The organism is Sphingobacterium spiritivorum, from assembly GCF_016725325.1.
GTDB lineage: Bacteria > Bacteroidota > Bacteroidia > Sphingobacteriales > Sphingobacteriaceae > Sphingobacterium.
On sequence record NZ_CP068083.1, the window covers coordinates 2,907,472 to 2,931,370 of the forward strand.

Annotated in this window: 22 protein-coding genes and 1 rRNA gene; 13 read left to right on the forward strand and 10 right to left on the reverse strand. The window is 36.8% G+C overall.

The genetic code is table 11. The features are described 5' to 3' along the window. Positions 1 to 49 precede the first annotated feature (49 nt). Positions 50 to 322, reverse strand: a complete 273-nt coding sequence (locus I6J02_RS12100) for a helix-turn-helix domain-containing protein (RefSeq protein ID WP_201678156.1) — start codon at positions 320 to 322, stop codon at positions 50 to 52. Between the two features lie 249 nt (positions 323 to 571). Here I6J02_RS12100 and I6J02_RS12105 point away from each other — a divergent pair, with 249 nt between their 5' ends. Continuing rightward, complete coding sequence (locus I6J02_RS12105; protein ID WP_201678157.1) at positions 572 to 1,582, forward strand: GTP pyrophosphokinase family protein; 1,011 nt, start codon at positions 572 to 574, stop codon at positions 1,580 to 1,582. A 162-nt stretch (positions 1,583 to 1,744) separates the two neighbouring features. After that, on the forward strand, positions 1,745 to 2,428 hold the full coding sequence (locus I6J02_RS12110) for a hypothetical protein (protein WP_201678158.1): 684 nt from the start codon (positions 1,745 to 1,747) through the stop codon (positions 2,426 to 2,428). Positions 2,429 to 2,435: 7 nt separating this feature from the next. Here I6J02_RS12110 and I6J02_RS12115 read toward each other — a convergent pair whose 3' ends face one another. From I6J02_RS12115 to I6J02_RS12130, 4 genes are read right to left on the reverse strand one after another with little or no spacing between them, the layout of a single operon-like run. Continuing rightward, the gene (locus I6J02_RS12115) at positions 2,436 to 3,104 is read right to left on the reverse strand and encodes a hypothetical protein (RefSeq protein WP_201678159.1); all 669 of its coding nucleotides are present in this window, start codon (positions 3,102 to 3,104) and stop codon (positions 2,436 to 2,438) included. After that, positions 3,094 to 3,819 carry a hypothetical protein gene (locus I6J02_RS12120; RefSeq protein ID WP_201678160.1) on the reverse strand — a complete coding sequence of 242 codons (726 nt, stop codon included), beginning with the start codon at positions 3,817 to 3,819 and terminating at the stop codon, positions 3,094 to 3,096. The genes I6J02_RS12115 and I6J02_RS12120 overlap by 11 nt, the downstream gene beginning before the upstream one ends. After that, the gene (locus I6J02_RS12125; protein WP_201678161.1) at positions 3,820 to 6,300 is read right to left on the reverse strand and encodes an ATP-binding protein; all 2,481 of its coding nucleotides are present in this window, start codon (positions 6,298 to 6,300) and stop codon (positions 3,820 to 3,822) included. Positions 6,301 to 6,341: 41 nt separating this feature from the next. After that, a complete protein-coding gene (locus I6J02_RS12130; protein ID WP_201678162.1) occupies positions 6,342 to 7,571 on the reverse strand; it encodes a DNA cytosine methyltransferase in 1,230 nt (409 codons plus the stop codon). A 567-nt stretch (positions 7,572 to 8,138) separates the two neighbouring features. On the opposite strand from I6J02_RS12130, the gene I6J02_RS12135 reads away from it, so the two are divergent. The 4 genes from I6J02_RS12135 to I6J02_RS12150 all read left to right on the forward strand — a co-directional run bounded on the left by I6J02_RS12135 (position 8,139) and on the right by I6J02_RS12150 (position 11,840). Beyond that, a complete protein-coding gene (locus I6J02_RS12135) occupies positions 8,139 to 8,612 on the forward strand; it encodes a DinB family protein (RefSeq protein ID WP_201678163.1) in 474 nt (157 codons plus the stop codon). A gap of 290 nt (positions 8,613 to 8,902) precedes the next feature. Further along, the gene (locus tag I6J02_RS12140) at positions 8,903 to 10,111 is read left to right on the forward strand and encodes a sensor histidine kinase (RefSeq protein WP_236581838.1); all 1,209 of its coding nucleotides are present in this window, start codon (positions 8,903 to 8,905) and stop codon (positions 10,109 to 10,111) included. Positions 10,112 to 10,151: 40 nt separating this feature from the next. Continuing rightward, positions 10,152 to 10,994: a GNAT family N-acetyltransferase gene (locus I6J02_RS12145; protein ID WP_201678165.1), complete on the forward strand. Its 843-nt coding sequence runs from the start codon at positions 10,152 to 10,154 to the stop codon at positions 10,992 to 10,994. Between the two features lie 177 nt (positions 10,995 to 11,171). Then, positions 11,172 to 11,840, forward strand: coding sequence for a hypothetical protein (locus I6J02_RS12150; protein ID WP_201678166.1), 669 nt, complete (start codon positions 11,172 to 11,174; stop codon positions 11,838 to 11,840). 106 nt (positions 11,841 to 11,946) lie between these two features. Here the strand turns inward: I6J02_RS12150 and I6J02_RS12155 are convergent, their stop codons facing one another. The 3 genes from I6J02_RS12155 to I6J02_RS12165 form a co-directional block, all read right to left on the reverse strand. Then, the gene (locus I6J02_RS12155; RefSeq protein ID WP_236581839.1) at positions 11,947 to 12,276 is read right to left on the reverse strand and encodes a DUF4870 domain-containing protein; all 330 of its coding nucleotides are present in this window, start codon (positions 12,274 to 12,276) and stop codon (positions 11,947 to 11,949) included. A 124-nt stretch (positions 12,277 to 12,400) separates the two neighbouring features. Next, positions 12,401 to 13,138 carry a LytR/AlgR family response regulator transcription factor gene (locus I6J02_RS12160; RefSeq protein WP_236581840.1) on the reverse strand — a complete coding sequence of 246 codons (738 nt, stop codon included), beginning with the start codon at positions 13,136 to 13,138 and terminating at the stop codon, positions 12,401 to 12,403. Positions 13,139 to 13,143: 5 nt separating this feature from the next. Next, the gene (locus I6J02_RS12165) at positions 13,144 to 15,174 is read right to left on the reverse strand and encodes a sensor histidine kinase (RefSeq protein ID WP_236581844.1); all 2,031 of its coding nucleotides are present in this window, start codon (positions 15,172 to 15,174) and stop codon (positions 13,144 to 13,146) included. 246 nt (positions 15,175 to 15,420) lie between these two features. Here I6J02_RS12165 and I6J02_RS12170 point away from each other — a divergent pair, with 246 nt between their 5' ends. The 3 genes from I6J02_RS12170 to I6J02_RS12180 are packed head-to-tail and all read left to right on the forward strand — an operon-like array spanning position 15,421 to position 18,093. Then, positions 15,421 to 15,906, forward strand: coding sequence for a hypothetical protein (locus tag I6J02_RS12170; protein WP_201678169.1), 486 nt, complete (start codon positions 15,421 to 15,423; stop codon positions 15,904 to 15,906). A 28-nt stretch (positions 15,907 to 15,934) separates the two neighbouring features. Then, complete coding sequence (locus I6J02_RS12175) at positions 15,935 to 16,441, forward strand: DMP19 family protein (RefSeq protein WP_201678170.1); 507 nt, start codon at positions 15,935 to 15,937, stop codon at positions 16,439 to 16,441. Between the two features lie 44 nt (positions 16,442 to 16,485). Then, on the forward strand, positions 16,486 to 18,093 hold the full coding sequence (locus I6J02_RS12180; RefSeq protein ID WP_201678171.1) for a hypothetical protein: 1,608 nt from the start codon (positions 16,486 to 16,488) through the stop codon (positions 18,091 to 18,093). A 65-nt stretch (positions 18,094 to 18,158) separates the two neighbouring features. Here I6J02_RS12180 and I6J02_RS12185 read toward each other — a convergent pair whose 3' ends face one another. Beyond that, the gene (locus I6J02_RS12185; protein WP_201678172.1) at positions 18,159 to 19,286 is read right to left on the reverse strand and encodes a fatty acid desaturase; all 1,128 of its coding nucleotides are present in this window, start codon (positions 19,284 to 19,286) and stop codon (positions 18,159 to 18,161) included. Between the two features lie 335 nt (positions 19,287 to 19,621). Continuing rightward, on the reverse strand, positions 19,622 to 19,990 hold the full coding sequence (locus I6J02_RS12190; RefSeq protein ID WP_201678173.1) for a winged helix-turn-helix transcriptional regulator: 369 nt from the start codon (positions 19,988 to 19,990) through the stop codon (positions 19,622 to 19,624). A 76-nt stretch (positions 19,991 to 20,066) separates the two neighbouring features. Here I6J02_RS12190 and I6J02_RS12195 point away from each other — a divergent pair, with 76 nt between their 5' ends. The 4 genes from I6J02_RS12195 (at position 20,067) to I6J02_RS12205 (ending at position 23,841) form a co-directional block, all read left to right on the forward strand. After that, entirely contained in the window at positions 20,067 to 20,945 is an 879-nt protein-coding gene (locus tag I6J02_RS12195; protein WP_201678174.1) for an NmrA family NAD(P)-binding protein, read from the forward strand. Between the two features lie 230 nt (positions 20,946 to 21,175). Continuing rightward, complete coding sequence (locus tag I6J02_RS12200) at positions 21,176 to 21,688, forward strand: hypothetical protein (protein WP_201678175.1); 513 nt, start codon at positions 21,176 to 21,178, stop codon at positions 21,686 to 21,688. 231 nt (positions 21,689 to 21,919) lie between these two features. Further along, positions 21,920 to 22,180 carry a hypothetical protein gene (locus I6J02_RS21770; RefSeq protein ID WP_236581845.1) on the forward strand — a complete coding sequence of 87 codons (261 nt, stop codon included), beginning with the start codon at positions 21,920 to 21,922 and terminating at the stop codon, positions 22,178 to 22,180. Between the two features lie 138 nt (positions 22,181 to 22,318). Beyond that, positions 22,319 to 23,841 (forward strand): 16S ribosomal RNA (locus tag I6J02_RS12205). Positions 23,842 to 23,899 lie beyond the last annotated feature (58 nt).

Genomic DNA, 23,899 nt, shown 5'->3' on the forward strand with positions numbered 1-23,899 from the left:
TGCTGAACTTGGATTTGTGGTTAAAATTGTTGTGTTTTTTCGGATGGTTTTAACTGCGGTTGTTTTCCAGCAGTCGCTTGATGTCATCGTTCTTATAGTACATCAATCCGCCAATTTTAGAGTAGGGCAATGTGCCATTGATGCGCAGGGTCTGTAAGGTACTTGGCGAAATTTTAAGTATTTCCCTAACCTCGTAGCTTTTTAGCCATTCCTTGTTGGATTCTAGTAACCTTGGTTTTCTTAGGATGTCCTTAATATCGACCAACAGTTCTGCCTTGAACTTTTGAAGGTCTTCTTTGGTGATGAATTCTATTGTTGCCATAATATCGTTTTTAGTTTTTTTTTATGGCAAAGGAAAGGGGTATTTAAGGTTTTGGTTCGATAGTACGGCGTTGGCACGATTAAATTTTAACTATAATAAGCTAAGTAAGTTTGTAAAAAAATCAAAATTGTATTCATAATGAATAGGTTACAAAACAGATTGATACACGAGTTATAGATGATTTTTCAAAAAATTCTACTTATATTAGAATATCTGATTCCGATAAACTCTTAAACAAACCAAATAATTATGGCCTCACTTGACCTCGAAAAAGAAGTAGAAGAATTCTATAAATATTATGTAGACAATTACAAGATATTTGAACAAGCAGCAGAATATTATAAGTCATTGCTTAATTCATTAGTAAGTGATGATTGTGAAGTTCAATCAATATCATATAGAGTAAAGGACAAGGAAGAATGTGTCGGGAAATTTAAAAGAAAATATTTAAAATCATTAGATGAAAGTCAAACTCAATATGAAATAAAAAATCATATTACAGATATGATTGGACTTCGCATCGTTTGCCTTTATGAAAGCGAAATAGAAAAAATCCGTAAAATTCTTGAAGGAAATTTTAAAGTTGTCGAAGTAACTGATAAAATAAAATCCCTAGATAGCACCGATAATCAATTTGGTTATAAAAGTCTGCATATTGATCTTCATCTAAATGATGAAAGGAAGAAGTTACCTGAATTTAAAAAGTTTGCAGACATCCGATTTGAAGTCCAAATTAGGACCATTATACAAGATGCATGGTCTGTTCTTGACCATAAGATAAAGTACAAAAAAAGTATTCCGGCTGAATTAAAAAGACGCATTAATAGACTTGCGGCACTATTTGAAATTGCGGACGATGAGTTTTATAACATTAAACTTGGCACAAAAGAATTTGAAGACAAAGCTAAAACAGACTCAAAGCCCAATGAGCCTCTAAATGTTCTTTCATTCTTAGCTACAGTTGTGCCGAAGTTCCCAACATATCAATTTATTGCATACAAGGCAGACGGATTTGTTCATGAACTACAATCTCATAAAAATAGCCTTAGTGCTAAAGAATTCGCTAAAAGCATTAATGATAAGTTAGACATTGTTAAAAAATATAACAACGAAATTATTTCATCTTCGCCAGCAAATTATCTAAATCCATACACCATGATAAGGCACTGCTTATATTTAACTGATAAAGAAACATATAGTCCTTTGTTATTTATGGTTCAAGGAAAACGATTTGAAGAATGGCTGAAAACACAGAAATAAATCTATCTCTAAATCTGGTTTCTTCAGGTTAAAGGTATATCCATTTTTTTTCTAAAGTAATGGCATGCTCAGATTTCTCCGATATTACGGATTAGAAGGAAATTAAATTATAAACTATTAGAACAGCTATCTAAATTTGAAATAGCTTATTGATTTTAGCGCTTGAAAACACTTGTAAAATGTACATATTGTGATGCTTTTGCTGATACGCGGGATCATATTCCTTCAAAGAACATACTTGAAAAACCTTATCCTAATAATCTTCTTACAATCCCAGCTTGTAAAAAATGTAATCAGTCCTTTTCATCTGATGAGGAGTATTTTTTAAATGTACTAGTGGAGATTTCAAAAAATCCCAACCTCTTAACAAGAAAAATGGAAGGTGGTAGTGTATTTAAAGCCAGAAGTAGATCATATAAACTGAATGCTAGGATACAGAACTCTCTGGTAAAAATGGACGATGGTAAAATATATTTTAAGGCCGAGACGGATAGGATAAAGAGGGTAATAGAGAAGAATGCTCTAGGACTATACGTTCATAAGTATGGAAAGAAAAGAAGTTTGAAAATGTTTAAATGTACCGGTTTTTACCCGTTTGAGACTGAAGAAACTAGGCCTGCTGAAATTTTTATGCTTACATATTCCGAAAAATTTAGATTGAAGAAATGGATACATATCCAGCACAACGTATTTTCTTATATAGTGGTGCGAGACTGGAGACGGAATAATAGATTAACAATGATATTTCACATCCATAATACTGTTTGGTGTGTGATTGAAATACCGTTCCCCATTTCTGACAAGGCATTTTTTAGACAATCAAGTATACAATATAAGCTTTTCTAACATGTTGCTATTCTACTTCTCCATTTAGCTGTTTCATATCGTTTCTGAGTTCGAATAATAATCTACTTAATTCAATTCTGTTTTTTAAAGATTTGTCCCTAAGTACTTTATTGATTGCCTTGTTTAGGAAGAAAGATATGTATTTTGATAATTGTCGAAATTGTAGTTTGCCAGCAAACAATAAATCTAAAGCATTCTTTATAGCAAATACATAACTTTCATTGAACAATGATATTTCCTCATCCTCTAATTGCCTAAATTTACCAGTATATTCCGCTTCTTGTGAAATCTCGGCTCTTGAACTTATTATGTTCCCAAAACCAATAATGCTTCGATAGCCATTAAGTTTTAGTATAAAATCGCTCGATCTACATGCTAGAAACAATACGTTGTGATTGGCAAAATATTGATTATGTTCCTTAGTTATGAAATCCTTCTGTTCATAACCTTCTGATCTAGCAGAATGTAAAGATGAAGATGTACCATGACCTAAAAAAACAATAAGGCTAGTTTTTTCTAACTGCTTTAAAAGGTCAAGCGTGCCATCGTGATAACTATCTGCTGGTTCTATGAGGATGTAGTTTTCTCCAAAAATATGACCAATCGGATCCAAAAAATCAGTTGAGCTGTCTTTTGGCCTAATACATTTTATGGCTTTGTAACTACTAATTGGCATTTAATTCCGAATAGTTAGCAATTGATAATTCAATAAACTCTCGAATAAACTTCAAACCTCCATTGTCTGGGGCAGGTCCATTTAATATATCGGTGATTTTTTTTCCATCAAATTGGTCATTGCCTGTATTAATTATGGTGTTTTGATCAAAACTTAAAATCGAGTTCAGTACAATATTGGAAATGGTATTTGATTCTTTCAATAACGTCGCTATCTCGTTGAATCTATTATCGTCCCTCTTGCAAAATTTGATTTTCAATTCAAGAATTTTACTAACAAAGTCCAAAGAGGGTATAGGATCTTCTGGGTTAGCTTCTATTTCTGAAGTAATCTTCTTTAAAATATACTGGGAAGCCTTTTTAATATCCGCAGAATATATTAGAAATGTACGGCTTTTTAATTTTTCTTTAGCTTTGATTATGTATTCTAAGACATCCCATCCTACTAATCCTTTGTAATCCTGATTGCTTGGTAATATGTTCCAATCCGAAATTATCAAGTTAATATTAATTCCTTTAACTGCTTCATTAATTCTCTCTAAGAACTTATCTTCTTCAAACACATTTTTATCTGCATTGAAGAATTCAGTAGGATTGATGAATATTAATTTGGTTTCATGACCAGACAAACTGACATTTTTGATATATTGAGATGAAGCATCAGGATCATCATCAAAAACCAAATAGTTTAGAGTAATTGGATTTGTTGAACTCATTTATATTACAATTTTAAAAGAAGCTCCCTTTAACTTCTGTCCATTTCCGGAAAACTCTATAGATCCTTTTAATTGTTTAACCCTATTAAAAACATCGTACATTCCAATGCCTGATCCTCGTTCCGTTGATTCTCTAACACCTAGTTCAAAAATTGAACTAGGATTTTTGACAAGATTTTCTGGAACCCCATTTCCATCATCGTAGTAATTAATGATTAGATTCTTGTCGGTTTTTTCGAAACTTACCTCAATATTCTTTGCTTTTGCCTTTATGGAGTTTGATATGAGATTATCAAATATGATGTCTATATCTATGGGATTAAGCAGATAGAATTTTTCAAAAACGTTTGTTGTCTTAATCGATAGGCTTTTTCTTGACAGACCAATATCTTCTAAATATTCTTTTATATAAGTTGGGAGGTTAACTCTTTGACTTGTGTGCTTGTAGTCGAAATTCGATTTTATAATAATTTGCGAAACCTTTAATGCCTTATCGATACTATTCTTAATAGCATATATTTTCGACTTAATCTTATTATCTATATCTGCTGTGGCCAACAGTTCATTAACATATGTGGATGCATTTCCAACATACAGGTCTATTGAGTGAACCAATTGTTCAGCATCATCACTTAATGTTTTTCTTGTTGAATTAAGATATTGATTCTTTTTTGTTTCAATGTCCAGCTTATCTGACAGCTCTTTGTTTTTTTCAGCTTCTTCTTTGGCTCTTTTTTCTGCGTTAAGCTTATCTAGCTCGGCTTGTAAACGTTGACGTTCTTTTCTCTCAGTTTCCAGTTCGGCTACACGACGTTTTTCTTCTTCCTCTTTTTGTCTTCTTTCCGCTTCTATTCGCTTTAATTCTTCCTCTCTTGCTTTTTGTTCTGCCTCAATTCTCCTTTTTCTTTCCTCTTCCTCTCTTTTTAAGGCTTCTTCTTTCTCCCTCTCTATACGTTTAAAATTTTCTTCGGTTAATTTAACCTGTTGTAACAAAGATTCATCGTTGGTTTTTTCAGCAATTAACTCAAGCTCTTTAATGAATTTGGGTTGTACTATGTCTAATTGTTCATTTACGAAAGAGACTAAGTTTTTATCGTAGCTGACAATATGAATGTTATTATCATCAGAAAGACTTTTAATTAGATTTACAAAATCAAGTTTACTGCCCAAGTTGGAGGCTGCTACATTGTAGTCGTCAGCATCCTTATCTTGCTCCAATCTGTTTCGGAACGCCAATGTATCATCGTTAGATCTAAAATATCCTTTTCTTAAAAAAGCCTCGCCCCATAAAACTCCGACAACGTACCTCTCAAGTCTTTTCATCGATTTCTCGATAAAGAGCTCTTTTAATAAATGCGTTCCTTGGGTATTTACTAATCCACCATCTCTACTAGATACCTCTTTAAACTGCTCAAAGTTCTCGGTCGTAATATCTACTCGGCCAAATAAGTCCCTAGTTCCTAGAAAGCGGTTATATCCTTGTTGTTTTCTCTTATCCAGACCCCAGCTATCATCATCGACATTTCCATAAGGCTGAACTCGAAAGCCATTTTTGAACAAGAATACATTTCCATAGTTTACAGGCTCAATATCCATTATCTTACCAAATTGAACCTTGGCACTTCGATTCAAATAATAAAGATTAATCTTTACATCGTCGATAATCTCAGAGTATATATTTGGTTCTTCAATATGGTAGATAAGAGTTCCTCTATCATAAAGTTTAGTGACAACCTTATTTAGATCTACTTCTAAATCAATTTGAGTTGTCTTGATATTCAAAACATCTAGAATTGAATTCTTAATAGAACCATTTATCTTTTGTCGTTCTGGCTTACCTCTATCACTTTCCAAATATCTTTCACATCTGATTTCAATGTTAAATTCGTCATCAGAGGAAAAAGGATTGATTAGCTTTTCAAGGGAATGCTTTAGTCGGCGAATTTTTTCTTCATCCCATCTTGAATTGAGAACCGATACATCCAGGATTGTTCCATTTTTCGATTTCTTTGGAAAAGCAACGTTCTCAAAGGGTATTTTTAAATATGGAACCTTAATATTTTGGAAACTTTCTTTTGCATTTTTTTCAAAATCTTTCCAGGAAACCGTTATTTGATGTGCGAGATTGTCATTGTATTTTGAGGTTGTCAATGTAAGATTGTTTCCCAATCTGTCACAAGAAAACCTCCCTACACCTTTGGCTCCCGCATAAAATCTTTTGGATTTTAAATTGTCAAGGTGAGATTCTTTTTTTATATCATCATCTTCAGAACCGTCCTGTTTTGCTGAATATGCTACTGCAAACCATTTTGTCCTTAAATCGGATTCTGACATTCCCTTACCATTGTCAGCTATTGTGATTCTATTATCTTCGAAGTTGATAATAACATGCTTAGCGTGAGCATCGTAGGAGTTTTTAACAAGCTCAAAAATTGCTATAAAATCATCGGTAATAAGATCTCTACCAATGATATTTTTCATGCCAGTCTTGACATCGAACGATATGGTTTCAGGAACAGGCATTATTTGTTTAAAATCTTGTTTAAAATCAGACCTGCTTGTTCGCCAAAAAGAGGGGGGATGGCATTGCCAATTTGTGAATACCTTGGTACTTCTTGCGTTCTTCTATCACCGCCAGTAGTATACTTGCTGCGGAATTTATACCAGTCATTAAACGACTGAATTCGAGCATATTCCCTAACAGTAAAAATACGAGGTTCGCAGTAATGTATGTAGTCATCTGGAAGTGTCGTGATAGTAGGCGCAGGTTTTAAACCATCCAAAGGTATTATCGTACGTTTCTTTAAATTGTACTTTTCTTTAATTTGTTTCGAAAGAGTTTTCCCCTTAGTAGCGTGTTGAAGCAAATAATTGAACTTTTCAACTGTCTTCAAATTATGTTTTGCAAAACGATGGCTATCGGGAATCTCATCATCATACCCCGATCTTAGTAATCGTTGATAATTTGAGGACACATTATTATATAAGCCAGAATTAAAGCCTCTAGAGTCCGGGCATTTCGTTTCTTTAATTCTTACTAAATCCGAAATAGCCTCAACCAGATTATTAGAGACCTTGATACCTTTAGATCTAGCAAATGCTTTCTTATTTGACACCAAAAGCTCAAAAAAATCTTTCGGCTGAAAATCAGAGGCAATATCTTTCCTGATACCAACTAAAATAAATCGAGTTCTCTTTTGAGGTACACCAAACTCCGAAAAATCAACAAGTTTCCCATAAACCTCGTAGCCTGGAAATTGTTCTTTTTTCATAACTCGTCTCAGAGACTTCTTAACGTATTCAGAATATATCCTTCCCTTAATTTTATTTTTATCAAACTTTTGGGTAAATCCTTTTACATTCTCGAAGAAGATAAGCTTGGGTTGAACTAATCGTATGAATCTTACATATGATTCAATCAATTTATTTCTAATATCATTTTCAATACGTCGTCCAGCAGTAGAGAACCCTTGACATGGCGGTCCCCCAGCAACTAAATCTATCGTACCTCTTAGTAATCTGAGCTTATCAGCGTATTCATTAATAATGTCATTGATATCGTGGTTTGTCTTTGGTAGCCAATTTGGCCAATCAAAATGACTTTTGTTTTCTATTAAATTATAGTTTAGTGTTTCGAAAGCATCAGGACTCTTCTCGATAGCAAATTTGGCTAACCATTGTTTTGAGTTGAAAAAACCCAACGAGAGCCCACCGCAACCAGCAAATAAATCAATATAAGTGTTCTTAGCCATAATTGCATAAAATAACAAAATATTTGTCAAACAAAAGAAATTTTTAATGACTATGGCTTATTAATGTAAATTGGATGATTTTTCCTATATCAAAAAGTACAAAATTACTATTGGTTTTAAGGTTAAAAGATGTATCTTTATAATTCAAAACGTACTTTGATTTTCAATAATGATATGTTCAAGCGCTAAAAATGATTTTTTAAAATTAAATTGTATGTGCCCGATTCGGTGTCGGTTTATTGGAAAATGTAATGATAAAATATCTAAGTAATTAGATTACAGTATATTAAAGTGGTGCGTGACAAATCCTGCCACCCCGACTAAAAAGCTCTGACTTGCGCCAGGGCTTTTTTTGTTTTCGGCAGGATGAGAACCGTTGGTTCGATATGAAGGCGGATCTTATAGAATCCTTAAGAGATCAGGGGTAAGCCTGTAATAAACAGTTGAATTCTTATAATACTTGCACTTAGATTCTGAGTGAGATATAACTTTTGAGCTTTAGTGTTAAAAAGTTAATTTGTGGAGTCTTAAAGTATTTCCCATTTTTAAGGAATTAAATCAACTTGTATGATTAATGAACTTTTCGAATGTAAAATTTTAAGAGCTAGCAGGACCAGATTATTGCAATTGATAGAAACAGTTGATTACGAAATACTATTCAAAATTCCGGAAGGTTTTAACAATAATATAATTTGGCAAATTGGTCATTGTATTACTTCTCAGCAGAGGCATATGTATATGCGTAGCGGATTACCCATGTATATTTCTAAAGAATTTATGGAATCCTTCAAAATCGGATCGTCTCCAGGTTCCTGGCAAGCTATTCCAGATATTGATGAGGTAAAACATTTATTGATTGATACGGTTAACCACCTCGAATCGGATCTGAAATCCGGATTATTTGTAACCTATGAACCCTTTGATTTACCGATCGGAATTCACGTGAAAAACCATTTCGAGGCATTACAAGCTGCTAACTATCATGAAGCCGAGCATAGTGGAAAGATTTTTATGTATTTGAAGTTATTAGTCAAAGACTGAGGTAGGTCAATGAAGAAGCACATTCAATACTTATTAAAGTAAGTGCTATGAGCAAGTAGTAAAAGATAAGTCATGACCACAAAAACGCTTTATCAATTCAAAAAATATCTATCGTAAAGTTTATTCTGACTTTCAGGTTTACTCTAGTTTTATGAGCTATATTATGGAGTCCTGCCAAGGAGATTTCGAGTATTATAACATTGCTTAATTACCTATTAATGACCCACACCTTTTTTACATTACTGAAGCAATTTATACACAAGTTGGTCCATGTAGGGATTTATCCCGAAATGCCTTATATAGAATCCCGGTATACTAAGCTACTGAACGTCCTTAACTGGCTGGGACTATGTTTTATGCTGGGGTATGCTATACTCAACCTGACTAATGAACGCTATTTTCTCGCCGTATTAAATGTGTTCAATATGGCAGATGCTGCGGCTGTATTGGTCTTGCACCGACTAAGAATGTACCTGAGTGCACGACTGGTAATGGTTGGATGCAGAATCGTAATCTATACGATCTCCGGACTGTATTTTCATAATGGTGCGGAGTACTTCCTATTAACGTTGCTGATTACCACTATTATAATCTTTGAGCATAAGTGGATCAGGATATTTTTGTGTTCTCTTATTACGCTGTCCTGTATAAGTGTTGTGTTATTTCCTCAGCCTCCGTTACTGGGATTACCTGTTATGGAAGAACAGGCAATTGTTAATATGTTGGTGGCCATTGCATTGATTATCGGTACAGTGACATTTTTCAAAAGTATTCAATATGGCTATCAAAAAGAAGTTGAAAAACAGCGGCAGGCTCTGATTGAATTAAACCGGGATAAACAACGTATGTTTTCTATACTTGCGCATGATATCCGAAGTCCGATAGCGACACTCGAAAACTTATTGCAGGTGTTTTATGAGAACTTACTGACACGTTCCGAACAGATGAAAACTACACAACTGTTAAAGGATCAGGTCACACAATTGGGAATCACTATGGATGACCTCTTAAACTGGAGCACCCGCGGGATGCGGGGCATTCAGACGGTCAAAACACCATTTCTTCTTTATCCTGTATTGATGGAATTGTTTCTTTTTTTTGATCTGATCATTAAACAAAAGCAGCTTGAAGTGGAGTTACATATGGATCAAGAAATGATATTGTCTGCAGATCGTGATCAGATTACTGTTGTGATGAGAAATCTGTTGAGTAATGCATGCAAATTCAGTCATACCGGTGGGCAAATACGAATAGCGGCAATAAAAAAGGACAACAGGAGAGAAGTAATCATTGAGGACAAAGGTGTGGGGATGGATGAAAACAGTATCAACAGGCTTTTCACTTCTTCAAATATCTCTACTCAGGGAACTGCAGGTGAGAAAGGATATGGATTGGGTTTGATGCTATGTGCAGAATTTGTACGTTTGAATGAAGGCAACATTACAGTGAAAAGCAGATTTGGAGAAGGTTCTATCTTTACTATTAGCCTGCCTGAATAAGGAAGCCTTTTTATAACTGTATTATTAATAACAGTCAAAAATGAAAATACAAAGTTTAGAAAATACAGATCCTGCGCAACTTATGAAGGTAATTAATATGGCCTTTTCAGATTATATTGTGCCTTTTCAACTCAATTTGGATCAGCTAAAGTTTAAGATTTTTACAGAAGGAATCCGTCTGGATTTATCTTTTGGAGTTTACTCTTCGGAGAGATTAGTTGCTTTTGTATTGCATGGACTTCGCATGATCGGAGATGAGCTTGTTGCTTACAATGCAGCAACGGGAGTAGTGCCGGATTATAGAGGCAGAGGGTTCGTGGGTGCGATGTATGATAAATTGTTGCCAAAATTAAATGAGCTTGGCGTGAAACAAATGATTCTGGAAGTTATTGAAAGAAACCAATCTGCTATTCGCGTTTATGAAAAATTAGGTTATTCAGTCCATAGAAAACTAGACTGTTTTAGCGGTATCGTACAAACTTCCGATCCGGCTCCGGATATCGAGATAAGAGAAATTAAAGAATTCCAATGGCCGGTTTTCACATCATTCTGGGATATACAGCCTTCATGGCAGAATAGCGTGATAACTTTAGAGGACAGTATAGATCATTGCCGTATTGTCGGAGCATATCAGCAGAATACATTAGCAGGTTATGTTGTTTTTAATCCTGTCAGCCGAAGGATTCAGCAGATATCGGTAGCTCAGAACTATCGCCGACAAGGAATTGCGACGAGTATGATATCCTATGTGTCTGCTACTCTTTCAAAGCAGGAGCTGTTTATTAATAATGTTGATCATACTTCAAAAGCGACATTATTATTTATAAAAAGTCTTGGACTTTCCTTTAAACTTGCACAATTTGAAATGTTGAGAATGCTGTAAACCAGTTGTAGTCAAAATAGCAGTATTCCATATTAGTTTTTGTGAAAAAGATGCTGTAAATTATATCGGAATTCTTAAATAGCATAAAAGGATCAGATCACCAAGGCGGAAACGATAAAAAAATAAATGCGATGGTACTAAAATTGATTTATGGATGTTTTCATTTCTAAATACGATATGAAAACTTTGATACCCATACTGACAACACTGTTTTTGCTTGTTTTCTGTAAACAGGATGCGATATCATCGATCACGCATATGAACACAGAGAATAACCTGAATTATGATAAAATTCACAGCATTAAGGATTCGGTTGAAATTTATCATGACTCTTTATATTTTGAGCTGAAACTAAATTTTACTGAGATATCCGGAGCAGAGTTTCGTGCTTATAAAGATAAATACACGACCAGCTGTGTTATAGATTCAAGTCGTTTTATACAAGGTTCAAATATGTATATAGCTCAGAATTGCAAGGAAATCTGTGAAATATATCTTTGTGAAAACAATACAAATAAGAAATTGCTTCTGCCATCCAGTTATGATTCAGGAATAGCAATGACTTTACTTTCCCCATCCTGTACTCAAATGTTAGTATGCTCTTCTTATGATGGTCCGGATTATAGTAATTACTATGAAAGCAGAACGGAAATTTTTGTTTTCCATATAACTACCGGAATGGGAATAAAAGGAGTAAAACCTGCTTTTAAATACTATTCCAGGAACTGGTCAATTGAAGAATTGACTTGGGTAAATGACCATACAATAGCGTTAAAAATCTATGAAGGAAACCGAAATGACAACCAGTTTAAATATTTGAAAACACAGTTTCCTAAAGTAAAATAGTTGTATTGCAAAGATGCCCCAGCTGTTGCTGAGGCATCCACTATTTAAAACGCACCACTGAATTGTTTATCTTATTAGCACCTGATAAAAGTAACAGGAAAGCTGTTTAATCAATAAAATCAAATTTGTCTTCAAACATTTTTCCTACAACGGGAATAGGCTTCTTTTGCTCATTGACAGCATTGATCAGGCCGAATATCCAAAGGATAAACAGGACAATACCGATGTAGCTTAGAAAACTTAAGGCCGGTACTATAAACACAATGATAGAAAGTGCAACATTGATAACTACTGATAAAATAAAGAATCCGAATCCCTGTTTGAGATGATAACTTACTAAATCACTCTTGGGTTGTAAATCTTTGCTTTTTAAATAAGCAACAATCCACCCGATGATTGTCACGTAACTTAAGATAGAAAGTGTCTTTTTGTCCATAATTATTTTATTTATATGCCCAAAAGTATGAACCATTCGGCCGATCTCCTAAGCCGGATTTGTCTTCGGTCACTTTGAATTGGTATTTGTACGGTTTGGTTGTATAAGCGTATGGAGTGATTGATCAATCAGACTTCATTAATTTAAAAAAGGACTCCTTTTTTGCTCTGGATATAGGTACTGTAGTTTTATCTTCCATAAAAATCAGACCTTCTCTCGAAAAGCTTGTGATGTAATTGGTATTGATCAGATGGGATTGATGCACCCGGAAGAATAAGGGCGGTATGAGGATATCCTCATAATTCTTAAGCGGTTTTGAAACAATAATATTTTTGGCACCGGTTAGAAAGAAGGTAGTATAAGATCCTGATGTCTCGCACCGGATAATCTGGTCTATTTTGACAACATGCATAGCCTCCTGTGTCGGCAGAACAATTTTATCAGGGTTCTTTCTGAGGTTATGTGTTAACTCTGATACCTGGCTTTCCTCCAGAAATTTTCCACGAAATTGCGCTATGCGGTCAATAGCAGTTTTTAGATCTTCAGGATCTATAGGCTTTAAAAGGTAATCTATTGCACTGAATTTAAAAGCACGGATGGCATGTTCCTCATAAGCAGTAGTGAAAATAAGATGAAATGACCGGTATGCTGCTTGCTGTAAAACATCAAATCCACTTCCATTTTTAAGCATAATGTCCATAAAGATAAGGTCAGGTTTAAGCCTGTCAATCAACCTTACTGCTTCCTCAGTACTTTCGGCATAACCTATAATCTGCACTTTTGCCGGAGCTGTAATTTCCAGCATTATAGAAAGAGCTTCCCTCAAATGGTATTCATCCTCAATGATAATAGTTCTGTACATATGAATTAATTTATAGGGATTTTTAAAATCACAACACAACCTGGACTGTTATCAGTTGTATCCCTTTCCTCTGTTTGGAATCCGATAAGCGGGTTGTCTTTAAGCATAAGACGGAGACGTTCGTCTGTGATTTGGGAAGACAGTGAACGATGTGCATCTTTCGGCCTTCTATTTCGGGATTCTTTGAGACCTATCCCGTTATCTGTGACCGTGCAGACTAGGATATTGTCTTCTTCATTGACATTAAAGGATATAGTTAATAAGCCCTTTCGATCAAGCAAAGGTTTTAGGCCATGTTCTACCGCATTTTCTATAAAAGGCTGGATTAAAAGGGGAGGTAAAAGGATGTCAGTATCTACGTCATCCTTGCAATGGATCTCATAGTCAAAACTATTGTTAAGTCTCAGCTGCTGTAATTCAATATAATTGCGTAATGTCTGAATCTCATCTTCCAGTGTAATGGTTTCCATACGGGATTGTTCCAATATTTGCCTGGTCAGCTTTGCAAATTTTCCCAGGTAGGTCACTGCCATTGTGGGATCATGCTGAAGAATCATACTTTGTATATTGCCCAATGCATTGAAAATGAAATGCGGGTCCATCTGGGAGCGGAGCAATCGTCGTTCAAGAGCTAACTTTTCTGCAAGATTTTCCAGTGTTTCCTTTTCCATAAGCTGCACTTTGAGCGCATTGTTAGCCTGTTGCTGTTGCAGAATGTCCTCTCTGTTCTGATAGTATCGCTGTCTGTAGTAATAAGAGCGGTACATAAAGATGAGTCCGATCAGTAATACAGCTGCGATGGCATAACCGAGGAGCTTATTTTTCTCCTGCAATTTGTTTTCCTGTTCCAATTGCTGTATGCGGGATATTTTCTTCTCAGATTCATACCGGGCGTCCGCATTTTGCAACATTTGTTGTGTGGTATGATCGTGTTTCTGACGATTATATTTTGCAAAGAGCTTATCATATTCATAATAAGCTTTATAATTACTTTGTAAAATGGCGACCTCTTTGAGACAACTGTAGAAAGTGGCTAATACATCATTGTCCTTGTAGGGAAGTGTCAGTTGGTAATCAATACCTTCTTTAAACAGATTTTCGGCATATTGATATTCTCCCTTTTGCATGAAATACTGACCCTTAAGTCCTATTGAGCTGCGGTATATGTTTTTAAGGTCATACTGCTTCGCGATGGATGTAGCTTTTTCCAGATTGAAAAGAAAAGCTTCTTCATCTACAGGCTGAGGACCATTCATGTATAATACGGCAAGATTGATATAGGCGATCCCTATATTACTTTTACTTACAATTTTCCCTTCATCTTTCTCTGCCAGGTGTATTGTTTCTTTAAAAAATGAAACGGTTTCCGACCATTGAGGTAAGTTCCCTGAGGCTACGGCGTCCGAAAGGTAACTGCCTACAGCCAGACGCGCATGTAATAAGCTCTCTGGGTTTCCGGATTTGATCGCATAACGCAGCGCTTCATCCGCATATTTTTTCACTTTGATCTGCGAACCTGAGGAAAAGAGGTATGATATATCTGCTCCTATACGTGCACACATATCATAATCCTTAAGTTTTATAAACAGGTCGTAAGCCTGCAAAAAATAATCTATCGCATTGGATTTATCATCAATATAGGATCGGAGACTTGCCATTACCATTGCAGCGTGTGCTTTTGCCCTTTTGTCTGATGTTGTGGCGGCAATATCATAGGAAAGTTCAGCGTAATGGGCAAATTCCCTGAGATGTAAAAGACGGCGATGTGTCAGTGCCAGATATGCGTAACATATGGCTTCATCTTCTTTGTTTTTATTTTTCCTGGCCAGTTCCAGAGCTTCCATCTGGATGTTCAGACTTGATGTTGAATCGGTAAACCGCTGGGCATATCCCTCACTAACCATTTTTTCAACAGAAGACAGTTTTTGAGCTTCTGCCGGATTGTTAAGAAAGAGTATAACTACTGTAAAACAAAGGGTAATAACCGGATAAATCCGGTTTTGAAAGGATGGAAAAATATTCAAATAAGTCTTCATCAACATCTTAAAAAGAGGACTAAAGTACCAATTATACAATGACACGCAAAATATGTCAAATAAGTTTTTTGATAAAAGAAGAGCTTTATTGTAGGTTTTTTTAAATATTTTAAATGATTCGGATTTCAGTATGCAGGAAGGAAACTTCTGAATAAAAATCGAAAGCACCCATTTACAAATTAGAGCTTGCTGATTAATGCAGCAATTTTTAATCTTGTTCTACACACATATTTAATAGCAAAACTTATGTATACAAAAAAAATGTTCGGGTTGATAGTAATCCTTTGTTTATGTCTGGGTATGGCACAGGCACAACAGATAGATGAAAGACGTATGAGGATTGAAATGACGGTCAGGCAGGGTAATGAAGAGATCATTGCGCCACTGACTTCGGCAACCATTTCTTTTAACCGGGGTCTGAATGAGACACTTGTTTCCGATTCCCTTTCCAGAGAGGTGACCAGTAAAGAGAATGCAAGACTTTATGATATCGGAATAGCGCTGGACAGACAAAATATTAAATTGCTGAGTGCTTTTATAAAGAATAAAAATGGTCTTAACGGACATATAGTACTTACAGATACCTATAAAAAATTACCTTCCCGTAAGATTGAGTTTACATCTGCCGTTCTGGATGCTTTGAATGATCAGTTTACAAATGATTACAGTTCTGCGTATATGAGTATCCGGTGCGGGACATTAATTATAGATGGTCTGGATATTAAACCTTAAGTTTTAGCGAATAAGAAAACAGTTTAACATGGAGTTTTTGCCGATTATAGAGAAAGAACAGTTCGAAGGTCACTTAGATAAGGATTGGGATTTTATATACAAGATTCTCGATCCCTATGAGAATGCAATTAATGAAGTCGAGGATGAAAATGTAATCCTTGATCAATTGTGTGATGACCAGCATACACTACTGATATATGATGCGCTGTACGGACAGGTGACAAATGGAGGTTTCCTACAACTGATACATAATGGTTATGGAGCATTTGTTTTTGATCCGGTGTTTATTGAAGATCTGGAAAGATGGACTTTGATTGCAACTGCCGGATTATTGAAGGAGGCAAATGTGATCTATCTGAATCATAAAGATTATCTGGAAGAGGAGAGGGATCTTCGGGAATTCTCTGCCCTTTGTAAGAGTTTTAAAGAATTTGAACCTTTTGATGATTTATTCTATGAAATGATGGAGGATGAAGTCAGAAGATTTCGTGCATACATAGAAAATCATATAACAGACTTTGTCAAAATAGTATAGATAGTCTGGTTTATAACACACATTCTACAGAACTCAACAGCACTATGAAACTTGTAAAATTTAGGGATATCAAGCATAAAATGCCAAAGGATAGCTGGATGTATGATCGCAATGAAAAAAATAACGGTGAATTTGATGAGTACGGGGTGTTATTTTTGGAAGGGGATTATGAAGTTGAAAATCTGGACCTTGATGATCCGTTGGTTTCTCTAAACTTTTCTGTCGGATCCGGGGAAAGCAGTCCTGAGGAGGTAATATGCAGTGCTATTCTGGTGGATGGCAATCTGCGGGCAGCCAATATTTATAATTATGAGACGGATGGATCTACAGGATTGTACGTGTTGGGCAATATCCATGCAGAAAATATGCTTATCGGCGGGCAGGAGTTGTATGTGTCAGGTAACCTGAATATTAAAGACTGTTTCTGGGGACATTATAATCACGGGGACCTGATTGTAAAGGGCTATACCTCTGCACGGGTATTTGTAGCTACCGAAGAATATCATTATGATTATAATAAGGTCAGGATTAGGGCGGACTTCTTTCTGTGCGATCATGACTGTGAAGATGATGTATTTGATCCTGCTATTCCTTATGCAATCTTTGAGAAAGCGATGTTGTATACAGAAAATGATGTGGAAATAGAAGATCTGTTCACCTGGAAAGATTGGATGTCACGTTCCACAGCTATTCGTTTACTGAAAAAGAAACAACCTATTCTGTTAAGAGATATTGACATTCTTTCTGAAGAAGAAAAGCAGAACCTTATTTTAAGGGAGATTCCCAATGAATTTGGAGAAAACCATTTTAATGATGAGGAATCATTTGGATTGCAATTGCAGAACTTTGAAAAGCTGTTAGAGATTAGCAGAATGCATAGTAAGGACAATTATCAGTATTATGAATGGAAGAATTATGAGGTTCAGATACATTATGGAAAATTTGAAGAGCATGAACATGTCATGTTTACCCATGATTCAGGTCTGACCTTTTTTATCTGTATTGAAGAGGAAGAAGGGACTGCTTTATCATTGAAGACCTTATTCCGTAAAAATGAGAAGAAGAAGTCTCTAAGCGCTGTTTATCGTAAAGATTCTAATGCTTCTTTTTCTAATGTTTTTGAGCAAAATACGGAATCTTTTTATGCAGAAGAGTTGCAGTTGCTCTGGACAGAATTGTTAGAGAGAGCTAAATATGGAATATATTTTTATACTAAGTTCAGAGAAACAGTCAAAGTTGAAAATCTGCTTCAATATTTGAATCTACCTGTTGTGCAGCTTAAATATAATGATTACTGGGATTTAGACAAGAGCTATTTTTGGTATAATTATTACTGCTTTACCCTGAGACTGCATGCTGCACGAGGACTTGTAGGCAGTATAGACGTGGCGCAGGAAATAAAAGGAGATGTATTTGATCTGCGTACATTTTATTTCCGTCCGGATGCGGTTGTGAGTCCTCAATATTGTGAATTATACTACGCCTCAAGTCAGGAAGGACGGACTTCAGATCGTTATTCAGCTGTGGATAAGCGTATCAAAGTATTTCTGTATGACTGGCAGCTTTATCAGGAAGCATTGCACTGGTATGCTAAAATCGATACTGCGCTATTATATGAAAACCAGAGCTATCTGGAGGATCAGGAATTGTAAAATACTACAATTTCCATACCCTCTCAGCGGAGTCTGTTCACTATTCACCTTTTTATATTGTTTGTTTATTTTGTAAGATCCTGTTCAACTGTTAACTCCGGATTTAGGACAGCTGCTGCTATCAGTTGTTCTTTCTTTACTCTTGAAAGACTAGCTTTTTGCTCTGCTTTAATTTTGAGATAAGGATTATGATACTGATCGTAAAATCTTTTTTTATCGTCCCTGTACGAGCTTACTGCCCCAACCTGATGTAATAATTTGATGTAATACCAGGCCAGATCTACCTGATGCGGCTGAAATCCGCTTCTGGCACTTTTAGGAAACAGGTGGTGGTTATTGTGCCATTCTCCTGCAACTATTCCCGGCCAAAGTTGATTGATAGACTTATCATTCTCGCTAAAATCTGTTCCTTCACGTTGCTTATCTTCTCCCTTGGCGTGTCCTTCATAGTTAAATGTACGTACACCGACCGCCCAGAAACCGGCAGCGCCAAAAAGGCTGCACGCCAGAGCGTGTCCTCCCATCAGGTAAAAAGCAAGATACCAGAAGGACCAGTTGAGTACCCAGGATAGAACGGCATATCCGGGATTGACATACGATCCCCACTTTTGATATTGTGTATACGTATTCGCTGGCACACCAGTATGTTTCATTAATAATTTTACACGGTTATAGTCCGATTCGCTGAGATCTTTAGCAATAGGCTGATGATTCACATCCGCAAGAAAGCAGTATAGAAAGCCAGCCTGTGCATTATACGGATCGCCAGGCTGATCCGACTTGGCATGATGAACATGATGAGAGATGACATAAATTTCTTCCGGTATAACATTTATAGTAAGATTCTGCGTGAAGAATCTCCAAAAACCATTCTTGAATTTATAAGCTCCATGTGTACAATAGCGGTGATGCCATATCGTACCGTGAGTGCCCATTATGATCATGCTATATACAAATGCAGCAATTAGTGTTCCCCAGCTTAAATAGTTAGTCAGAAAAATAAAGAAAAAGGGAATAAGGCAAAATACTTTTAGCCAACTGAAAAAAGGAAGCCAGTTGTGGCGGTCTTTTACAATATTGAGTCTGCTGAAAAATTCTTTGAGAATCTCACCTTTAGTTGGTTTGATAAGATTTCCATTATCGTCTTTCCATCCATAAGAAGGACGTTGTAGTACATGATCTAAAAATGACATGGTGTTTTAGATTTAGCTTTAGTTTGATATCAATCACTATGTATTTCGGATCGAATTACAATGATAACATAAAAAAAGGACTAAATGATAACAATTTTTCATGAATAGGGAAGAAGTATCTCTTATGTATATAAATACAGGAAATTAACATATAAGTCAACTTCTTGCAGAATATATGTATAAAGTAGGTGTGTGTACCTTAGATAGGATGATAATTTATAAACTGCAGTATTCGAACTGTGAATCCTTTTGCATCAGAGAGTAAAAGGATTTACTAAAATTGCTCTATGAAAATATACAGATATTGTAACGATAACTCTATATCACAAGTTTAACTATTTCCCGTCAAACTCTTTTTCCATATCCTGAAAAGCCCAGTTGGCCATTGCGTCAATTACCGGAAACAGACCCTTTCCTGCAGCACTCAATCTGTAAGTGACAAAGGGTGGTACTACAGGTTTTGCTTCTCTGATGATGAGTTGGTCAGCTTCCAATTGCTTAAGATGTTGAATCAGCACTTTTTCTGTTATAGCGGGAATAGCTCTTTTCAGTTCACTGTACCGTTTGTCCCCGGTGTGTAAGTGGTAGATAATAATAGGTTTCCAATAACCACCTATTTTCTCCATTACATAGGTTACAGGACACTGAGACAAAGCATATCGCTTGTTTTCTTGTATAGTTGAACTTTCTTTGATCGCTGTCATATATACATACTTAAGGGTAAGTACTTGTATTTAAGTAAGTACAAATATAACTTTGTTTAATTAAAAAACGAAATATATGAAAATTACAATTACAGGTTCTTTAGGGAACATAGGAAGATTTTTAACGGAGAGACTTCTTCAGTCCGGACATCATGTAACTGTGGTAAGCCATAGTGAAGGCCGTAAACAAGAGATAGAAGAGTTAGGTGCTGTCGCTGCTATTGGATCAATAAATGATGTTTCTTTTCTTCGAAATGCTTTTAAAGATGCAGATGCAGTTTTTGCAATGACACCTCCAAATATGGGAGGAAGCCATATTATCAATAATACAGTAGAGGCTGGTAAGGCAATAGCACAAGCAATAAAAGAATCTGCAGTATCTCGTGTAGTCATGTTAAGCAGCATTGGTGCCGACTTGCCGGATGGAAACGGGCCGATCGCCGCATTACATCATATTGAAAGAGTATATAAAGAATTAGAAGATGTCGCAGTTACTTTCCTGAGGGCGGGTTACTTCTTTACAAATTTTTATAACGATATCCCTTTAATAAAAGCAGCGGGGATTATTGGGGCAAATTATCCATCCACTACCCATATCCCTTTGGTTCATCCGTTTGATATAGCAATGGCTGCTGCTGAAAAACTGGAGCAACCTTTTACAGGAAAGGCTATAGAATATATAGTCAGTGATTTCCGTACCGCAGGCGATGTGGCAAATGTGTTAGGAAATAAAATTGGTAAACCTGAATTGCCTTGGGTAGAGTTTACGGATGAAGAAGCATTGCAGGGTATGGTACAGGCTGGTGTACCTGAAGAGATTGCCGGATTATATGTAGAAATGGGAGCAGGGATACGTGCCGGGAAAATTCAGGAAGATTTCAGAAGTAAGGGGGTAGACCCAACCGGGAAAGTGAAATTAGAAGATTTTGCGAAAGAATTTGCAGGCAGATTTTAAAAGCAACTATTAGTTATGCAGAAAATTCTGTTTTGAAATCAGGAGTCAGGCAACTTGCCTGACTTTTTTTATATAATCATATGATGATCTGTTGTCTTACATCCTGTTTGCTGATTATACCTATTTTCGGTCTCTCTATTGTATAAAATTCTCTCTAAAGTTGTATTTACAATATGTATTTCCTAAATTCATTTTCCTGTTTTAATTCTGTTATTTAATTACAATAATGTATGAGCGATTTTTTAAGCATTAATGGTGTGTCTGTCGAAAGAGATGACATCAGAAATGTTATTTTGGGAGAAGGTAAGATGGCGGCTATTAAATATGTAGCGGATCGTACACAATGTAACCTGAAAGATGCTTATATGGTAGTTACAGAAATAGAACAAGGTGTATCGACTGTAAAATTTCCTGTTTCAGGGCAGATTATCCAAGAGAAAGTTGTTGCAAAATACGTACACGGCAAAATCCAGGTTACCTATCAGGATAATGAAGGTGTAGTTTATGAAAATGTAAACCCTACTCATCCCGTATGGGGAGCTGTAAAAAGGCTGATGCCCGATAATCAGGTATTAATAGATCTGGAAGAATTTTATGCTCAGGATGAGTCTGTGATCAAAGCATCTCCCTTTCATAGCTATAATGAAGAAGTATTAGGACACCGTAAACCAAACTTCCTGTTAATTGGTGTAATTGTTCTGTTGTTGGTTCTGCTACTTATTTATTTCTATTATAACATGTAAAAGGAAGAGTCCGGCAGTCTCGGCCCTCTTAAATTTCATTTTATACTTCAAGTTATCAGTTAGTTAAGATTATTATGGAAAAAAGCTTTGAAAAAGGTTTGGAAGTAATGTATTTAAAGTTCTACCTTTGCACCACTCCGCAAGGGAGGGACGGTTGTTTCGCAAGGGACGACACTTGAAAAAAGGAGGTTTAGAATAACGGGAGGGCATATTTTTTATAAAAAAAGATTTGTGTATACCGAAAAAGATTTCTACTTTTGCCATCCCTTACGGGAGCTAAGCCGAGCGATTTCGGATAGAGATCGGGAGGTGAAAAAAAGGAAAGAAAAAGCCAGAAAATATTTTCACAAATATTTTGGAAGTTTAAAAAAGATTTCTACCTTTGCAGTCCCTTCAGAAACGAAGGAAAAAACAAGATCAAAAGGGGCGCAATGCCTTATTGAAATAGAAGCTGAAACGAGAGTGGAAGCGCGAAGTTCTTTAAAGAAATAATCATGTAGCGTAACGAGTAGTTGATTAGTCAACGAAAGTTAACAAACAATCAACCAAGTCAATTCAGGTTAGAAATTAACAAAGACAATTCTAATTATTTTTATTGATAAATAGTTAGGTGTCGAACAATTCATTATTACAATGGAGAGTTTGATCCTGGCTCAGGATGAACGCTAGCGGCAGGCCTAATACATGCAAGTCGAACGAGATTATCCAGCTTGCTGGATATGAAAGTGGCGCACGGGTGCGTAACGCGTGAGCAACCTACCTCTGTCAGGGGGATAGCCCGGCGAAAGTCGGATTAACACCGCATGACATTATAGATGTGGCATCACATTATAATCAAATATTTATAGGACAGAGATGGGCTCGCGTGACATTAGCTAGTTGGAGAGGTAACGGCTCACCAAGGCAACGATGTCTAGGGGCTCTGAGAGGAGAATCCCCCACACTGGTACTGAGACACGGACCAGACTCCTACGGGAGGCAGCAGTAAGGAATATTGGTCAATGGAGGGAACTCTGAACCAGCCATGCCGCGTGCAGGATGACTGCCCTATGGGTTGTAAACTGCTTTTATCGGGGAATAAACCTACGTTTGTAAACGTAGCTGAATGTACCCGAAGAATAAGGATCGGCTAACTCCGTGCCAGCAGCCGCGGTAATACGGAGGATCCAAGCGTTATCCGGATTTATTGGGTTTAAAGGGTGCGTAGGCGGTTCTTTAAGTCAGAGGTGAAAGACGGCAGCTTAACTGTCGCAGTGCCTTTGATACTGAAGAACTTGAATGCGGTTGAGGAATGCGGAATGAGACAAGTAGCGGTGAAATGCATAGATATGTCTCAGAACCCCGATTGCGAAGGCAGCATTCCAAGCCGTTATTGACGCTGATGCACGAAAGCGTGGGGATCGAACAGGATTAGATACCCTGGTAGTCCACGCCCTAAACGATGATAACTCGATGTTGGCGATAGACAGTCAGCGTCCCAGCGAAAGCGTTAAGTTATCCACCTGGGGAGTACGCCCGCAAGGGTGAAACTCAAAGGAATTGACGGGGGCCCGCACAAGCGGAGGAGCATGTGGTTTAATTCGATGATACGCGAGGAACCTTACCCGGGCTTGAAAGTTAGTGAATGATCCAGAGACGGATCAGTCCTTCGGGACACGAAACTAGGTGCTGCATGGCTGTCGTCAGCTCGTGCCGTGAGGTGTTGGGTTAAGTCCCGCAACGAGCGCAACCCCTATGTTTAGTTGCCAGCACATAATGGTGGGGACTCTAAACAGACTGCCTGCGCAAGCAGAGAGGAAGGTGGGGACGACGTCAAGTCATCATGGCCCTTACGTCCGGGGCTACACACGTGCTACAATGGTCGGTACAGCGGGCAGCTACACAGTAATGTGATGCCAATCTCTGAAAGCCGATCACAGTTCGGATTGAGGTCTGCAACTCGACCTCATGAAGTTGGATTCGCTAGTAATCGCGTATCAGCAATGACGCGGTGAATACGTTCCCGGGCCTTGTACACACCGCCCGTCAAGCCATGAAAGTTGGGGGTGCCTAAAGCATGTAACCGCAAGGAGCGTGTTAGGGCAAAACCGATAATTGGGGCTAAGTCGTAACAAGGTAGCCGTACCGGAAGGTGCGGCTGGAATACCTCCTTTCTAGAGTACTTGAATTGGTGCTCGTTACGTATACACATGATTAAAGAAAGACATTAAG

What these genes read in the sequence shown, in the direction of transcription:
- I6J02_RS12100 (WP_201678156.1), bottom strand. Translation starts at nt 322, where the DNA reads ATGGCAACAATAGAATTCATCACCAAAGAAGACCTTCAAAAGTTCAAG.
- I6J02_RS12105 (WP_201678157.1), top strand. Translation starts at nt 572, where the DNA reads ATGGCCTCACTTGACCTCGAAAAAGAAGTAGAAGAATTCTATAAATAT.
- I6J02_RS12115 (WP_201678159.1), bottom strand. Translation starts at nt 3,104, where the DNA reads ATGCCAATTAGTAGTTACAAAGCCATAAAATGTATTAGGCCAAAAGAC.
- I6J02_RS12120 (WP_201678160.1), bottom strand. Translation starts at nt 3,819, where the DNA reads ATGAGTTCAACAAATCCAATTACTCTAAACTATTTGGTTTTTGATGAT.
- I6J02_RS12125 (WP_201678161.1), bottom strand. Translation starts at nt 6,300, where the DNA reads ATGAAAAATATCATTGGTAGAGATCTTATTACCGATGATTTTATAGCA.
- I6J02_RS12130 (WP_201678162.1), bottom strand. Translation starts at nt 7,571, where the DNA reads ATGGCTAAGAACACTTATATTGATTTATTTGCTGGTTGCGGTGGGCTC.
- I6J02_RS12135 (WP_201678163.1), top strand. Translation starts at nt 8,139, where the DNA reads ATGATTAATGAACTTTTCGAATGTAAAATTTTAAGAGCTAGCAGGACC.
- I6J02_RS12140 (WP_236581838.1), top strand. Translation starts at nt 8,903, where the DNA reads ATGCCTTATATAGAATCCCGGTATACTAAGCTACTGAACGTCCTTAAC.
- I6J02_RS12145 (WP_201678165.1), top strand. Translation starts at nt 10,152, where the DNA reads ATGAAAATACAAAGTTTAGAAAATACAGATCCTGCGCAACTTATGAAG.
- I6J02_RS12150 (WP_201678166.1), top strand. Translation starts at nt 11,172, where the DNA reads ATGAAAACTTTGATACCCATACTGACAACACTGTTTTTGCTTGTTTTC.
- I6J02_RS12155 (WP_236581839.1), bottom strand. Translation starts at nt 12,276, where the DNA reads ATGGACAAAAAGACACTTTCTATCTTAAGTTACGTGACAATCATCGGG.
- I6J02_RS12160 (WP_236581840.1), bottom strand. Translation starts at nt 13,138, where the DNA reads ATGTACAGAACTATTATCATTGAGGATGAATACCATTTGAGGGAAGCT.
- I6J02_RS12165 (WP_236581844.1), bottom strand. Translation starts at nt 15,174, where the DNA reads ATGAAGACTTATTTGAATATTTTTCCATCCTTTCAAAACCGGATTTAT.
- I6J02_RS12170 (WP_201678169.1), top strand. Translation starts at nt 15,421, where the DNA reads ATGTATACAAAAAAAATGTTCGGGTTGATAGTAATCCTTTGTTTATGT.
- I6J02_RS12175 (WP_201678170.1), top strand. Translation starts at nt 15,935, where the DNA reads ATGGAGTTTTTGCCGATTATAGAGAAAGAACAGTTCGAAGGTCACTTA.
- I6J02_RS12180 (WP_201678171.1), top strand. Translation starts at nt 16,486, where the DNA reads ATGAAACTTGTAAAATTTAGGGATATCAAGCATAAAATGCCAAAGGAT.
- I6J02_RS12185 (WP_201678172.1), bottom strand. Translation starts at nt 19,286, where the DNA reads ATGTCATTTTTAGATCATGTACTACAACGTCCTTCTTATGGATGGAAA.
- I6J02_RS12190 (WP_201678173.1), bottom strand. Translation starts at nt 19,990, where the DNA reads ATGACAGCGATCAAAGAAAGTTCAACTATACAAGAAAACAAGCGATAT.
- I6J02_RS12195 (WP_201678174.1), top strand. Translation starts at nt 20,067, where the DNA reads ATGAAAATTACAATTACAGGTTCTTTAGGGAACATAGGAAGATTTTTA.
- I6J02_RS12200 (WP_201678175.1), top strand. Translation starts at nt 21,176, where the DNA reads ATGAGCGATTTTTTAAGCATTAATGGTGTGTCTGTCGAAAGAGATGAC.